The organism is Bradyrhizobium sp. BRP56 (assembly GCF_020194035.1).
Lineage (GTDB): Bacteria > Pseudomonadota > Alphaproteobacteria > Rhizobiales > Xanthobacteraceae > Bradyrhizobium > Bradyrhizobium australafricanum.
Genome location: NZ_JADYVV010000017.1, coordinates 120,613 through 136,046, shown reverse-complemented (window position 1 = coordinate 136,046; position 15,434 = coordinate 120,613). Strand labels below are relative to the sequence as shown.

Genomic DNA, 15,434 nt, shown 5'->3' with positions numbered 1-15,434 from the left:
CCCCACATAGGCCCGCCGCCCCCCGGCTGGCAAATCCGGTAAAGTCCCAATCCGGTGATGGGCTTAGGCCCTTTCTTGGCTTGTTTTGGCGGGCTCCATGGGTTATAGACCCGCGCAAATCCCGTATTCCAGACATCTTGAGACGGGCGCCGGCGCGCCGAAGGAACTGTCATGAAAGCCGATATTCATCCGAATTATCATACGATTAAGGTCGTCATGACCGACGGCACCGAGTACCTGACCCGCTCGACCTGGGGCAAGGAAGGCGACACGCTGAACCTCGACATCGACCCCAAGTCGCACCCGGCCTGGACCGGCGGCACCCAGCAGCTGATGGACCGCGGCGGCCGCGTCTCGCGCTTCCAGAAGAAGTTTTCGGGCTTCCTCAAGAAGGACTAAAGTCCGCTTCGGGATCGCCCTGGCGACCACACGCAAAACGCCCCCGTCTCGGGGGCGTTTTTGTTTTTGGGGGCCGCTCCGGACCGGCTGGATGGACCAGCCCGCCCCACTCTCCACGCCGACCGCGCATGCATGGCGCGGCCTGCAACATCGTTCGAGCGGTCTAGCGCGTGATGGGTTTGCTTCATCGAGCCGCGGACACCACTTTACCTCGCCCCGCGTGCGGGGAGAGGCATAGGCCGTCTTCTGCGGCCGTTCTCAAGAACGCCGAAGCGGAGCTTCGGCTATGACGCATCGTCAGATGCGTTCCGGGTGAGGGGGAATCTCCGCGAACGCGGCGATCACGGAATGCGGCAACGGCCCCTCACCCCAACCCTCTAAGAGCAAGCTTCGCTTGTCTCGACCCCGTAAGAACGGGGAGAGGGAGCACTGTGCCGTCGCTGTTCGACCCAATCTCGTCACGGTCTAGTGTGGACGTTTCGGTCGCTTGAGCTCGGCGACCTTAAACTTCCCCGCGGCCTGCAGGCTGCTGCAAAGCCACCAGGCCCTGTTTCGGTACTCGCCCAGGAACCATTTGGTCTCGACGCAATCGACGTAGGATTTGTAGGTGAGGTTGTCTCGGCACGTCGACGAGAACGGTCCGTGGGTTTGTCCGCCCGTCGACTCGCTGCACCCGACCCAAGGGTCCTTGCCATGCGGGAGGCTCGATTCGCAGCCACCGTTGCAATTGCTGGCGACTTTCTCCAGCGCGGCAATCCTGCCTAGCACTGAATCCGGCGCCGGCGACGGCGCTCGAGCGGTTGACGACGACGTCTGGGTGGCTCTCGATCTCCGGTGAGATGCCCCCGTGGTCACCACCTGCGTCGGACGATTTGGCCTTGCCACCGGCTTCGGCGCCTCGACCGTGATGGAGGGAAGCGGCTTGGCGGGGTCTGTTTGCGACGCTGCCGGGCCGCATAGCCAGACAGTTGACAACACGGCGACAGCTGAAGGCGCGACAAGGCTCGACGGCAATCTCATGACATAGCCCTCCCAAATCCGGGACGGAAATGCCGTCCCGGTGAGCGCACGGTACCATACATCCCGAGCTTGGCTACCTAGGGTTGAGGAAATACCTGCGGTGTCTCGCCATCGACATGACGGCGAGAGAACGCCGACCGCTCGCACCGTTCCGGCGTCTGCTCCCGGCCCATAGCTGCGTTCGAACGGCTCTTGCCGATATTCGCCTTTGACCCGGAGCAGTTACTTGAACGACACCGACACGCGGTGGGATCGGATCGATTTTGTGGCCCACGCCGTTAGGTCAGCGGTTCTGCCCCATGGTCTCTTGTTCAGAAGTTGCTGGCGCCCCCTACTCTCGATCCAGCGGCCATGCTTTGGTCAAAACTGCGTTGAGTGTTTGGCAGGGTCATCGACTTGGAGAAAATACGATCCCCCTCCTTCGAGTGACATGGAACCGGGTGCCAGGTCGTTCCCTACCGCATTCTTGACGTGGCCCACCGCAAAGGCTTGTGATGGAACGGGCAAGGTTCGATAAGGCCGGGATTTTCGCTTTTGGCGATGCTCGGAGCGCTGTGACCTACTCGATCGAACTTTTTATCGTCACCGCGATCTACGGGATCCTTGCGGCCTCCACACATTTGCTTCCCGCTATCAATCAAGCCGCGACGCCGCTGTGGCCGCCAACGGGGGTTGCGCTCGCGCTGATGCTGCTGCGTGGCTACCGGATCTGGCCGGCGATCCTGGTGGGCGCCGTCGCGCCTTACCTGATGACCGACCGATCGCTCCTGGAGTTTGCCGCCGCCGGGATCGGCACGCTCCTTGCTGCACTGGCCGGGACATGGCTGATCGGACGCTGGTCGAACGGTTGCCAGACGTTTGCCACGCCATCCGGTGTCGCAAAATTTGCAGGCATCTCCTTTGCGCCGACCGCGATGATCAGTTCATTCTCCGCCTTGGCCGGATCCATCTTCGTCAACGAACCGAGCTTTCCCGATTCCGTCGCCGCGGGGTTGACCTGGTGGCTTGCCGACGCAGCCGCGACTCTGGTGATTGCTCCGGTCATCGTGCTCTGGGCGATGATGCCCTTACGGATTTCCTCCAGGTGGGATCTGTTGGAATCGATCGCAGTTATCGCTCTCGCTGGTCTCATTGGGATCGTAGCCTACAGCCCGCTCATCGGCAGTGACCTCGTCAGCGACGATCTCAACGTGCCGTTGCCGCATCGCAGCCTGCTGGGTTTTCTGGCTTTGCTCCCGTTGATCTGGACCGGTCTGCGCGGCAATCGATGCACCGCGGCTACGGCTGCGCTCATTTTCACTGGAATGGCAGTTTGGGGGTTCGCGTTCGGTCATGATCCATTTCCGAAAGCGGATCCGAACGGAGCGCTGTTGTCACTGCTCGTGCTTTCGATCAGCGTATCGGCGCCCCCTCTTGCCCTGGCTGCGGCAATTGCCACGCGCCAGACGACGGAAGCCCATCTGCTTTCCGTGCAGGACCAGTTGAACGGTCAACTTGAACGGAACGCTTCGGCGCTCGACAGCATCAGACGGCACTTCCAGACCCTTATCGAAGGCGTCGTCGATTATGCGATTTTTGCGCTTGATAGAGAAGGACACGTTACGAGTTGGAATAGCACCGCTCAAAAGATCATCGGCTACACCTCGGAAGAAATCATCGGCAAGCATTTTGGAATATTCTATCGGCCGGATGAACGCCGCGCGGGTTCGCCGACACACGCGCTGGAAACGGCAATCGAAAGAGGCAAGTACGACGTAGAGGGTTGGCGCATCAGAAAGAATGGTACGCCGTTCTTCATCACGGGCTCAGTCTCGTCGAGCCATGATGACTCAGGAAATCTGATCGGCTTCATCAGTATTCTGCGGGACGCAACCGAGCGACGCGACGCGGAGGAGAAGCTGGTTCAGGCACGCGAACAGCTCGCGATGTCGCAGAAGATGGAGGCAATCGGCAAGCTGACCGGCGGAATTGCACACGACTTCAACAATCTATTGATGATCATCGGAGGCAGTGCCCAGATCTTCACACGCCTGCTTGATCCAAAACTGCCCAAGGCAATTGAAGCCATACAGACCGCGGCCAAACGCGGCGAGAGCCTCACGCGCCAATTGTTGACGTTCTCTCGTCATCAGCATCTCAGCCCGACGGTCGTCGATCTGAATGCGTCCATCAAGAACATGCGGACCATGATCGAGAGCTCGCTGCGCGGGAACATCGTGTACAATGAGAACGTCGGCGAGAGCGTCGCGTCGGTCAAGGTGGACCTCGCCGAGCTGGAACTTGCGATCGTCAACATCGCCGTCAATGCGCGCGATGCAATGCCAAGCGGCGGCACGTTCACCTTATCCGTCCATGCGGTGACCGCGAACCAGGAAACCGGCGGCGATCGCCGCGCAAAGGCTTTCTTTGCGATCGCGCTTGGCGATACCGGCACCGGCATTCCGCCAAACCTGCTGTCCAAGATGTTCGATCCGTTTTTCACGACCAAAGAGGTCGGCAAGGGTACCGGGCTCGGCTTGTCCCAAGTCTATGGTTTCGCGCACCAGGCCGGCGGAACGGTGACGGCGGACAGCAAGGTTGGACAGGGAACAACGATTACAATCTACTTGCCGTCCTGCGCAGACGAGCAGATCACCAGTAAAGAGCTGGCCGCTGCCAGAACAAGAGCAAGGCAGCCGCAGCGGCAGACGGTTCTCGTTGTCGACGACAGCCCCGAGGTGGCGGATGTGACTTCCTCGCTGTTCGAGCATCTGGGTTATGACACGATCTATCGAGATTCGGCCGAAGCGGCGCTGAAATTGCTCGACGCCGGTACAAAGATCGATCTCGTCTTCAGCGATATCGTCATGCCCGGGACCATCGATGGCGTCGGGCTCGCGAGAGAAGTCCGGTCGCGATACCCCGGTTTGCCGATCGCCCTTACAACCGGCTACAGCGATGCCGCAAAAGCAGCTCCGCCAAGTCTAAAAATACTCCGCAAGCCGTTCGATACCGACGCACTGAGAGATTTTATCCACGATCTTGCGCCGCCGCGACCACCACGATCATCCGGCGCGCCCATGACGTCGAACACGACTGAAGCCTCGCGCAGAAATTGACCGGTCGCGCCATTGCAGAAGCAGCTCGTCGCGCAGCTTGGCGAAGCGTTGATCCGCACCATCGCCGCTGATGGACATGACTGCTGCTAGCGATCCTGGAAGGCCAGCCGCGCGCCAAGCGCGACCAGGATGCTGCCGCCGATCCGCTGCATGATGCGCTGCGACCGCTTCGAGCGCTGCAGCTTCGACATCACGGCGCTGGCGAAGAACACGCAGACGATGTCGACCGCCGAGAAGGTCAGATTTACCGTTGTGCCGAGCAGGAACAGCTGGGCCCAGACTGGCAGGCCGGCCGACGCATCGACGAATTGCGGCAGGAACGCCAGGAAGAAGATCGCCGTCTTCGGATTGAGCACCTCGACGACGATGCTTTGCGCGAAGGCGCGCTCCGCGGAGAGCGGCCCAAGTGTGGGGCGCTTTGCATTGTCGCGGTCGCGGAACAGCGACAGCCCGAGCCAGACCAGATAGGCCGCGCCGGCAAGCTTCATCGCCATGAACAGCGGCGGCACCGCATGAAACAGCAGAGCGAGGCCGGCGGCCGCGGCGACGACATGGACGTAGCCGCCGAGATGCAGCCCGAGCGAGGCCATCAGCCCCGCGCGCCTGCCGCCCGCTAAAGTGCGGGCCGCGGCGTACAGCATGGCGGGGCCCGGGATCAGCGCGAAGGTTGCGGTCGTGATCGCGAAGGCGAGGTACAATTCCATGTGCGGGCGTCAATCTCTGAAGGGGTTGAGCGGGCGCAACTTCCTCCGCCGTCATTGCGAGCGAAGCGAAGCAATCCATCTGCCCGCATATGCCGATGGATGGATTGCTTCGTCGCTGTCGCTCCTCGCAATGACAGGCTGCATTTTGATTTAGAGCACTCTAATGCGCCGGGATCATCACCGCGACCTCGCGGTCGACCGGATTGTCGCTGGCGCCAAGACCCACGATGACGCCGGCGCGATCCTCGGGCTTGCGGTTCTGGCTCATCTTCTTCTTGGCGTCGATCCGCGTGATCGGCATCCGGAAGCCGACGATGCCGCGCAGCTGCGCCTTGATGAAATCGTCAGGCGCATCGCTGACCTGCCAGGCCTCCTGGCGCGACTTCTCGTGCAGCTCGGTCAACCGGGTCACGACGTCGAGCAGGCGCTCGGCATCCTCGAAGAACTCGGCCGCACCATAGGCATGGACGGCAACGTAATTCCAGGTCGGCACCACCTTGCCGTGCTCGGCCTTGGTCACGTACCAGGACGGCGTCACATAGGCGTCGGGCCCCATGAAGATCGCCATCGCTTCGCCGACCGCCGGCAGCCTCCACTGCGGATTGGGCCGCGCGACGTGACCGTACAGCGTGCCGTAGTCGCCCTCGTTCTCATTGAGGATCAGCGGCAGCGGCGTGCCGATCAGGCCATCGGCGGTTGCGGTGACCAACGTCGCAAGCTTCGAGGCCCGCATCGCGGCGTGGATCGGACCGAGCTCATCCATCTTGAAATGCGGCGGCAGGTACATTGCAGACCTCTTGGCAAACCCCTTGGCGGACCTCTGGCAGGCCTCATCAATTGCGGCTCGCACCATAGCGCTGAAGTGGCCTATGATAAGAGCCACTTTCGATCATCTTGATTGGTCCACTATGCCCCGCCTGCGCACCACGATCAGCATCCCTTCGCTCCGCGCCGTCGACCGCGCCGCCGGACAGGTCGGGCGCCAGATCGCGCAGGCCCTGCGCGCCGCGATTGCGAGCGGCGAACTGAAGGCCGGGGAATTCCTGCCGTCGACGCGCGCACTGTCGGCCTCGCTCGGCGTTGCGCGCGGCACGGTCACGGAAGCCTTCGAGCAGTTGCTGGCCGAGGGCTATCTGGAATCGCAGGTCGGTGCCGGCACCCGCGTCGCGCCGACGCTTGCCGAGCAGGCACGGCCCGCCGAGGTCAATCGCAAGCCGAACAAATCAGTGCCGATCCAGTTGCCGCCGCGCGCGGCGCGGCTTGCCAAAGTGGCGGCGGCCTTCACGCCGATGCCGGAAATCCCGTTTGCGATCGCGGTCCCCGGCGGCGCGGTCGCGCCCGACGACCATTGGCGCCGCCTCGGCAACCGCGTACGCGCATCGCGCGCGGCGGCACCTGCGAGCTATGGCGATCCGCGCGGCCTGATCGAGCTGCGGCAGGCGATCGCCGACTATGTGCGCAAATCCCGCGCGGTGCATTGCGAGCCCGAGCAGGTCGTGATCACGGCCGGCACCCAGCAAGGCCTCTATCTCGCCGGCCGCGTGCTGCTGTCGTCAGGCGATCGTGTCTGGGCCGAGGATCCCGCCTATCCCGGCATGACCGCCGTGCTCGACGATCTCGATCTCTTCACCACGCGCGTTGGCGTCGATGCGCAAGGCATCGACGTCGATGCCGCGATCGCCGCGTGCCCGCACGCACGCGCGGCTTTCGTGACGCCGTCGCATCAATATCCGCTGGGTATGCCGATGAGCATGGCCCGCCGCAATGCGCTGGTGGCGTGGGCGCAGCTGCGCAATGCCTGGATCGTCGAGGACGATTACGACAGCGAGCTGCGCTATGCCGGTCATCCGTTCCCGTCGATGCAGGGCCTCGCGCCGTCGCGGGTGATTTATCTCGGCACGCTGAGCAAGGTGCTGTTTCCCTCGCTGCGGCTCGGCTACATCGTGGCGCCTTCGCCGCTGATCGACGCTTTCGCCGGCGCGCGGGCGCTGCTCGACCGGCATTCGCCGACCACCGATCAGCATGTGCTAGCGGCCTATATGCGCGAGGGGCTGTTCGAGGCGCATATCAGGCGCATTCGCGGCGTCTACGCCGCGCGGCGTGCGACGCTGATCGCGGCGCTGACGCGTCACATGCCTGGTGACGTCACGCTGCAGCCGTGCGACCAGGGCATGCATCTGTTGTTGTGGCTGCCCCACGGCCTCGACGATGTGCAACTGGCAAAATCAGCGCTTGCCGCCGGCATCGTCGTGCGGCCGATTTCGCCGATGTACAAGGCCGCACCGCGCGCCGGCCTGATGCTCGGCTTCGGCGGGTTCGAACCGGAGGCGCTGGAGGCGGCGGCGATCAGGCTACGACGCGCAATCGATCCGCACACGTCGCCGCGGCGGACCAAGTCACGCCGCGCGGACGCGTCACACTGATTTGCTGCCCGGATTACTGCTCGAACGCCGCCTTGAGGCGGTTGAGCTGCGGCACCAGCGGGTTGCCGATGGTCGATCGATCCGGCGCCGGCGCGTGGATCGTGGTGTCGAGGCGGCGGACGCGCGCCTGCAGATCCATCGAACGGGCGATCAGCTGCTGCAATTGCTCGGGCAGCTTGGTCACCATGTCGGCCGGGCCGGGATCGGCGGCCGACAGCTTCACCTTGGTCTTTTCGCGATTGGCCTGGGTCAGCGTCATCTCGCCTTCCTTGACCGCGCGATGCAGCAGCAGCCAGGAGGCGAGCTGCATCAGCCGCGTGGTCAGGCGCATGCTTTCGGTGGCATAGGTCAGGCTCACGGACCGTTCGAGCGCCTTGGCCTCGGCACGTCCGTCGCCGTCGAGATAGGCGGCGGTCTGCTCGACCAGATCCATGCCTTCCCGGAACAGCACGCCGAATGCCGCAGAATTGGTCAGCCGTTCACTGAACAGCACAAGCCCGGCTTCGCTCTGGGAACGATCGGCCATGGTTAACGCCCTCACACCACCGTAACGCCCGCTGGCATCTGACGCGCCAGCTTATGATGAACAAATCATTGCGCGGGCGCGCCGAAGAGTCCAGCCGCAACCGGATTTATGGTTTCCAGCCGCTAGGACGCACAAAAAAGAGCCGCCGTTTCCGGCGGCTTTGAAGTTGATAACAGGGAGGCGTCAAACAGAGTGGACAGGAGCCACTCGGTGTCCAAACGAGGACAATGCAGTCATAATCGAGAAAGCTTAACCGATCGTAAATGAACGGATTTCTTGACACTTTGTTTGCCATGTCGGCCATTGACCTAGTTTGGGACGGGCCTCTTCTCCTTCCCCCTGAAAGGGGGAAGGTCGGGATGGGGGTCAACCGCAGGCGACGGCGTATGTGGAGAGAGCTGATCCCCACCCGCTTTGCTCTGGCGAGCAAAGCGACCTCCCCTTTTCAAGGGGAGGTGGAGCCGCGTAGCCCGGATGGAGCGCAGCGAAATCCGGGAAACGCCCATCCGCGGATAACACTGCCCCGGATTGCGCTGCGCTTCATCCGGGCTACGACAGCAATGAGATCGCCGCGCTACGACTTGAAGAACGCGTTCGCGGCATCCTTCGACGCGCGCTTCTTTGTCATCGCCTCTTTCAGGCGATCGACTTCGGTCGTGAGCAGCGCGATGCGCTCGGTCAACTCCTCGACCGACAGCAGCGAGAGATCCTGTCCGATCTCGTGGCTGATTTTCTTCCGCGGCCGGTCCTCATCCTCAATCGGCATGTGTCTTCCCCGCGATGCTGATCTGGCGCCCTGCGCCCAGCGATGATAGATATCCGTCCAGAGGAGAATTTTGCAGTGACTTTCGTGTGCGCGCAACATCTGACGCGAATGCCCCGGCCCGACCGCAAGGAGTCTGACCGGACGGGATAGTTGCGCGCCTGCGCGCGAGGCATGAGCCGACCCCAAGCCCTTCCGATCATGCGGGAGGGCTTTTTGATTTTCCGCTTTGATTCTTGCGGGGTCGGCATCACCGAACGCGAAAGACCTTAACCCATGACCAAGATTCTCATCACCAGCGCGCTGCCCTACGTCAACGGCGTCAAGCATCTCGGCAACCTCGTCGGCTCGCTGCTGCCCGCCGACGTCCACGCCCGCTTCCGCCGGCAGACCGGCTGCGACGTGCTCTTCATCTGCGCGACCGACGAGCACGGCACACCGGCCGAGCTCGGCGCCATCGAGGCCGGACAGGACGTCCGCGCGTTCTGCGCCGCGCAGCACGCCATCCAGGCCGACATCTACCGGCGCTTCGGTCTGTCGTTCGATCATTTCGGCCGCACCAGCTCGCCGTACCACCATGCGCTGACGCAGCACTTCTGTCGCCGGCTCGATGACGCCGGGCTGATCGAAGCACGCACCTCCCGACAGGTGTTCTCGCCGGCCGACCGGCGCTTCCTGCCAGACCGCTACGTGCTCGGCACCTGTCCGCATTGCGGCGACGCCGGCGCGCGCGGCGATCAATGCGACCATTGCGGCACGCTGCTCGACCCGCCGGACCTCATCGATCCCCGCTCGGCGCTGTCAGGCGACCGCGCGCTCGAGATCCGCGACAGCCGCCATCTCTATCTGCGCCAGTCGCAGCTGGTCGACAGCATCGGCGCATGGATCGACAGCCGCACCGGGTGGCCGCCCTTCGTGGTGTCGACCGCGAAGGGCTGGCTCAATGCGGAATTGCGCGACCGCTGCATCACGCGCGACCTCGCCTGGGGCATCGCGGTGCCGCGCGACGGCTTCGACGGCAAGGTGTTCTATGTCTGGTTCGACGCGCCGATCGGCTACATCGCGGCGACGCAGGAATGGGCCGACGCCGCGCCAGGCCGCGACTGGCGGCAATGGTGGTGGCAGGCCGATGACGTGAGCTACATCCAGTTTCTCGGCAAGGACAACATCCCGTTCCACACCGTGAGCTTTCCGGCGACGCTGATCGGCTCGGGTGAACCGTGGAAGACCGCCGATGTGATCAAGGGATTCCACTGGCTGAATTACGAGGGCGGCAAGTTCTCGACCAGCAGGAAGCGCGGCGTCTTCACCGATGCGGCGCTGGAGGAATTGCCTGCCGATCTTTGGCGCTGGTGGCTGATCGCCAACGCGCCCGAAAGCGCCGACACCGATTTTGGCGTCGCCAGATTCGTCGCCGACGTGAACAAGGATCTCGCCGACATCTTCGGCAATCTCGCCAACCGCATCATCAGCTTCGCGCATCGCGCCTTCGATGGCCGCATCCCGGATGGTGGCGCTCCCGGCGATGCCGAGCGACAACTCGCGCTTGAACTGGAGCAGCGCATCGCAGCGCTGCACCGCCATCACACGGCGCTGGAATTTCGCGCAGCGGCGGCCACGACCCGCGCGATCTGGGACACCGCGAACGCTTATCTGCAACACGCGGCACCCTGGACAGCGATCAAGTCCGATCCGGCACGCGCGGCAGTCATCACCCGCACCGGGCTCAATCTTGTCGCGCTCAGCGCCACGCTGGCGTGGAGCATCGTGCCTCACCTCGCGGCGCGCGTGCTCGGCGCGCTCGGTCAGAGCGATGCCGTACCGCGCTGGCCCACTGGCCCACTCGTTCCGCTGCTCGATCGTGGCGCGGGCACGCCGGTCGCAAGGCTCGGCCCGCTGGTCGAGAAGATCACGCCTGAGAGAGCCAGCCAGCTCACGGCGCGGTTCGGGGCTTAATGGCGTTTCGCTTCGGTGGAAAAGGCGGTATGCCATCCGCCAATCCTCTCCACTGACCAGGGACCAGCCATGCCAAATCTGCCCGCGCAAATGACCGTCGTTGCCATCAGCAAGCCGGGTGGCCCTGAGGTGCTGGTGCCGGAGACCCGCGCGGTGCCGGCGCCGAAGGCCGGCGAGATTTTGGTCAAGGTCGCGGCCGCCGGCGTCAATCGTCCCGACGTCGCGCAGCGCTCCGGCTCCTATCCGCCGCCGCCCGGCGCCAGCGACCTGCCCGGCCTCGAAATCGCGGGCGAAGTGGTCGCGCTCGGCGAAGGCGCAGAGCACAAGATCGGCGACAAGGTGATGTCGCTGGTCGCCGGCGGCGGCTACGCGCAATATTGCATCGCGCAGGACGCGCAGGCGATGACCGTGCCGCCCTCGCTGTCGATGCAGGAAGCCGGCGCGATTCCGGAAACGCTGATGACCGTCTGGCACAATGTGTTCGAGCGCGGCGCGCTGCAGGCCGGGGAGACGCTGCTGATCCACGGCGGCTCGTCGGGCATCGGCACGATGGCGATCCAGCTTGCCAAGGCGTTCGGCGCCAAGGTGATCGTCACCGTCGGCTCGCAGGACAAGGCCGATGCCTGCCTCAAGCTCGGCGCCGATCACGCGGTCAATTACAAGACCGAGGATTTCGTCGAGGCGGTGAAGAAGGCCACCGGCGGCAACGGCGCCAATGTCATCCTCGACATGGTGGGCGGCGACTATATCGACCGGAACTACGACGCCGCCGCGGTCGAGGGCCGCATCGTCCAGATCGCGTTCCTATCGGGAACACCGAAGGCCACGGCCAATTTTGCCAAGCTGATGGTCAAGCGGCTGCACCACACCGGCTCGACCCTGCGCCCCCGTAGTAATGCGGACAAGGCGGCGATGGTCGCGGCGATCGAGGTAAAGGTGCTGCCGTTGCTGCGCGAAGGCCGCGTCAAACCGCTGATGGACAGCACATTCCCGCTGGAAAAGGCCGCCGACGCGCACCGGCGCATGGAGACCAGCGAACATATTGGCAAAATTGTGTTGGCGGTTTAACCCTCGCGACGGAAGCAGGGGCGGAAACCCTTTGATTCCCTTCGCTTTCGTGTCATTTATCGCGCCACCGCCGGGCCGGTCGCCGGGTCCGGTCAGTTTGTCGATCGCGGAGTACTGACATTGCGTCTGATCAGGTGCCTTGCGCTGCTCGCGCTGGGCCTCATGATGTTTGCCGCCGCGCCTGCCGCGTATGCGATCGACGCGGTCAGCGTGCGCAGCGATGCGCCGGCGATCGACTTGACGGCGGTTCTCGACCATCAGCGCAGTGAAACCGACCGCATCCAGGTCTCCACCGCACCCGGAACCGACGGCATCGTGCGCCGCATCGAGGTTCGCGCTCGCGAAGGCGGCCAGAACTGGGTGGTGTTCGCGCTCGCCAACAACACCGACGACCAGCTCGACCGCCTGATCGTTGCGCCGCACTACCGCATCGTGTCGTCCGGCCTGCTGTGGCCCGACCTCGGCCTGTCGCGCATCGCCACCATCACGCCCTCGGTCGGCGATCGTCCGGAGCGGCAGGAGAGCCCGACCGCCGACGTGTTCCGCATCACGCTCGATCCCGGCGCCGTCGTCACCTATGTCGCGGAACTGCGCACCGACAAGCTGCCGCAGCTCTATCTGTGGGAACCCGACGCCTACAAGGACAAGGTCAACTCGTTCACGCTGTACCAGGGCATCGTGATCGGCATCTCGGGCCTGCTCGCGCTCGTGCTCACGATCTTGTTTGTGGTCAAGGGCAGCATCATGTTCCCGGCCGCCGCGGCGCTGGCCTGGGCGGTGCTGGTCTATATCGGCGTCGACTTCGGCTTCTGGGGCAAGGTGCTCGACATGTCGAACAACGCCGAGCGCGTCTGGCGCGCGGCGGGCGAGGCGATCCTCGCGGCGACGCTGCTGGTGTTCCTGTTCGCATATCTGAATTTGAGCAGATGGCACGTCCGCTACTCGCACATCACGATCGGCTGGCTGGTCTTCCTCGGCTCGCTGGTCGCGCTGGCGCTGTTCGATCCCGCGGTCGCCTCCGGCATCGCGCGCATGTCGCTGGTGATGATCGCCTTCGCGGGCTTCGCGCTGATCGTCTATCTCTCGACCCACGGCTTCGACCGCGCGGTGCTGTTGATCCCGACCTGGTTCCTGCTGGTGGTCTGGGTGGTCGCGGCCGGCATGACGGTCGCGGGCTCCGTCACCAACGACATCGTCGGCCCGGCGCTGCTCGGCGGCCTGGTGCTGATCGTGATGCTGATCGGATTCACTGTGATGCAGCACGCCTTCGCCGGCGGCGGCGCCACCACCGGAGTCGTCTCCGATGTCGAGCGCCGCGCGCTGGCGCTGACCGGCTCCGGCGACCTGATCTGGGACTGGGACGTGTCCGCCGACAAGGTGTTCACCAGCCCCGAGACCGAGGCCCTGCTCGGCCTCAAGCGCGGCACGCTGGAAGGCCCGGCGGCGAAATGGCTCGAGGTGCTGCACCCGCTCGACCAGGACCGCTTCCGCGCCGCGCTCGACAGCGTGCTCGACCAGCGCCGCGGGCGCCTGGTGCAGGATTTCCGGCTGCGCACGCCCGACGGCCACTTCATGTGGTTCGCGCTCAAGGCGCGGCCGGTGGTCGGCTCCGACGGCGAGGTCTCGCGCGTGGTCGGCACCCTCACCGACGTCACCGAGTTCAAGAACTCCGAAGAGCGGATGCTGCATGACTCCGTCCATGACAACCTGACCGGCCTGCCGAACCGCCGGCTGTTCATGGACCGCCTCGGCGCAGTGGCGAATCTCGCCAAGACCATGCCGAACCTGCGGCCGACCCTGATGGTGATCGACCTCGACCGCTTCAAGCAGGTCAACGATTCCGTCGGCATCGCGGTCGGCGATTCCATTTTGCTGACGCTGGCGCGGCGGCTGACCCGCATCCTCAAGCCGCAGGACACGCTGGCGCGCATGGCCGGCGACCAGTTCGGCCTGATCCTGCTGTCGGAGCAGGACCCGGCGCGGATCACCAATTTCGCCGAGACCATCCGCAAGACCATCCGCGCCCCGATCGCGTTCAACGACCGCGAGATCTTCCTGACCGCCTCGATCGGCCTTGCGCTGTCCGACCCGGCGGCGCCGCTGACCGACGAGATCATCAAGGACGCCGAGCTTGCGATGTATCATTCCAAGCGGATCGGCGGCGACCGCATCGACGTCTACAAGCCGGCGATGCGGGCGCGCAAGACCGACCGCCTGACGCTTGAGAGCGACCTGCGCCGCGCCATCGAGCGGCAGGAGATCACGATCCTGTACCAGCCGATCGTGCGGTTGGAGGATCGCGCGATCGCCGGCTTCGAGGCGCTGGCGCGCTGGGATCATCCCAAGCTCGGCCGGATGTCACCGTCGGAGTTCATCAACGTCGCCGAGGAGACCGGCCTGATCGTCGATCTCGGCATGTTCGTGATGGACCAGACCGCGCGCCAGCTCGCGGTGTGGCAGCGCGCGATGCGCGCCCGCGAGCCGATCTTCGCCTCGGTCAACGTGTCGTCGCGGCAGCTGCTGCGCCACGATCTGATCCACGATATCCGCACCGTGCTGTCGCGCTCCTCGGTGGCGCGCGGCACGCTGAAGCTTGAGCTGACGGAATCGCTGGTCATGGAGAACCCGGAGCACGCCGCCCAGATGCTGGCGCGGATCCGCGAGCTCGGCACCGGGCTGTCGCTCGACGATTTCGGCACCGGCCACTCCTCGCTGTCCTATCTGCAGCGCTTCCCGTTCGACACCATCAAGATCGACCAGTCCTTCGTCCGCACCACCAGCCGCGGCACCCGCCCGGTGATCCTGAAATCGATCATCGCGCTGGCCCACGATCTCGGGATGGAGGTGGTGGCGGAAGGCGCCGAGACGGATTCGGACGCCGTCGAGCTCTACCAGCTCGGCTGCGAATACGCCCAGGGCTTTGCCTTCGGCGAGCCGATGGACGCGGATGCCGCGACCCGGCTCCTCACCGAGGAGCGGCTGGAAGCCGCGAGCTAAGCTCGGCCAAGTAAGTTAGCATCGTCTTGCTGCGGATTCGCTGCACCTCTCCCGCTTGCGGGGGAGGTCGCTGCGCGTAGCGCAGCGGGTGGGGGCTCTCTCCATGGAACGACTCGCGGAGAGAGCCCCCACCCCAGCCCTCCCCCGCAAGCGGGAGAGGGAGCGCACCTTCTCCGCGATGACTGTCCGACCTTACAGGATCGCGCCTTAGCGCGGCTTGGGCATGCGCTTGAACTTGACGCTCTTGCCGTCGGCCTGGCGGGTGGCGATGTAGCCGGCCTCGAGGCAGGCCTCGCGCTGCGGCATCTTCTCCTGCGGGCTGCGCAATGTCTCCCACCACGACGCCCGGTGCGCGGCGCGCGGCAGCGCCGCATCGATGATCGCCTCGATCTCCTCGAAGGTCAGCACGAATTCGGGCAGATGCTGCTTCTTCAGATAATCCCGCAATGCGTCGTAGTCGTTCACAACGTCCTCGATGAC

Annotated in this window: 11 protein-coding genes; 6 read left to right on the top strand and 5 right to left on the bottom strand. The window is 64.5% G+C overall.

What is annotated here, in order from left to right; translation table 11 throughout:
- Positions 1–171 precede the first annotated feature (171 nt).
- Together rpmE and I6F38_RS14920 are read left to right on the top strand one after the other, a co-directional pair.
- Complete coding sequence (rpmE, locus tag I6F38_RS14925) at positions 172–399, top strand: 50S ribosomal protein L31 (protein WP_016845230.1); 228 nt, start codon at positions 172–174, stop codon at positions 397–399.
- Between the two features lie 1,574 nt (positions 400–1,973).
- Positions 1,974–4,517 carry an MASE1 domain-containing protein gene (locus I6F38_RS14920; protein WP_225160870.1) on the top strand — a complete coding sequence of 848 codons (2,544 nt, stop codon included), beginning with the start codon at positions 1,974–1,976 and terminating at the stop codon, positions 4,515–4,517.
- Between the two features lie 86 nt (positions 4,518–4,603).
- Here I6F38_RS14920 and I6F38_RS14915 read toward each other — a convergent pair whose 3' ends face one another.
- Together I6F38_RS14915 and I6F38_RS14910 are read right to left on the bottom strand one after the other, a co-directional pair.
- Positions 4,604–5,221 carry a LysE family translocator gene (locus tag I6F38_RS14915; RefSeq protein ID WP_225160869.1) on the bottom strand — a complete coding sequence of 206 codons (618 nt, stop codon included), beginning with the start codon at positions 5,219–5,221 and terminating at the stop codon, positions 4,604–4,606.
- A gap of 160 nt (positions 5,222–5,381) precedes the next feature.
- Positions 5,382–6,008 carry an FMN-binding negative transcriptional regulator gene (locus I6F38_RS14910; RefSeq protein ID WP_225160868.1) on the bottom strand — a complete coding sequence of 209 codons (627 nt, stop codon included), beginning with the start codon at positions 6,006–6,008 and terminating at the stop codon, positions 5,382–5,384.
- Positions 6,009–6,129: 121 nt separating this feature from the next.
- Between I6F38_RS14910 and I6F38_RS14905 the strand changes: the two genes are divergently transcribed.
- Entirely contained in the window at positions 6,130–7,644 is a 1,515-nt protein-coding gene (locus tag I6F38_RS14905; RefSeq protein ID WP_225160867.1) for a PLP-dependent aminotransferase family protein, read from the top strand.
- A 13-nt stretch (positions 7,645–7,657) separates the two neighbouring features.
- Here the strand turns inward: I6F38_RS14905 and I6F38_RS14900 are convergent, their stop codons facing one another.
- Both I6F38_RS14900 and I6F38_RS14895 read right to left on the bottom strand, forming a co-directional pair.
- Complete coding sequence (locus tag I6F38_RS14900) at positions 7,658–8,170, bottom strand: DUF1465 family protein (protein ID WP_028333674.1); 513 nt, start codon at positions 8,168–8,170, stop codon at positions 7,658–7,660.
- Positions 8,171–8,744: 574 nt separating this feature from the next.
- On the bottom strand, positions 8,745–8,936 hold the full coding sequence (locus tag I6F38_RS14895) for a DUF1192 domain-containing protein (protein WP_028340278.1): 192 nt from the start codon (positions 8,934–8,936) through the stop codon (positions 8,745–8,747).
- 273 nt (positions 8,937–9,209) lie between these two features.
- Here I6F38_RS14895 and metG point away from each other — a divergent pair, with 273 nt between their 5' ends.
- The 3 genes from metG to I6F38_RS14880 all read left to right on the top strand — a co-directional run bounded on the left by metG (position 9,210) and on the right by I6F38_RS14880 (position 14,954).
- Positions 9,210–10,889 carry a methionine--tRNA ligase gene (gene metG / locus I6F38_RS14890; protein WP_225160866.1) on the top strand — a complete coding sequence of 560 codons (1,680 nt, stop codon included), beginning with the start codon at positions 9,210–9,212 and terminating at the stop codon, positions 10,887–10,889.
- 69 nt (positions 10,890–10,958) lie between these two features.
- On the top strand, positions 10,959–11,957 hold the full coding sequence (locus tag I6F38_RS14885) for an NAD(P)H-quinone oxidoreductase (protein ID WP_225160865.1): 999 nt from the start codon (positions 10,959–10,961) through the stop codon (positions 11,955–11,957).
- Between the two features lie 120 nt (positions 11,958–12,077).
- Positions 12,078–14,954 (top strand): EAL domain-containing protein, encoded by a 2,877-nt coding sequence (locus tag I6F38_RS14880; protein WP_028333677.1) that lies wholly within the window; start codon positions 12,078–12,080, stop codon positions 14,952–14,954.
- A 207-nt stretch (positions 14,955–15,161) separates the two neighbouring features.
- Here I6F38_RS14880 and I6F38_RS14875 read toward each other — a convergent pair whose 3' ends face one another.
- On the bottom strand, positions 15,162–15,419 hold the full coding sequence (locus I6F38_RS14875) for a hypothetical protein (protein ID WP_028338908.1): 258 nt from the start codon (positions 15,417–15,419) through the stop codon (positions 15,162–15,164).
- Positions 15,420–15,434: the final 15 nt, after the last annotated feature.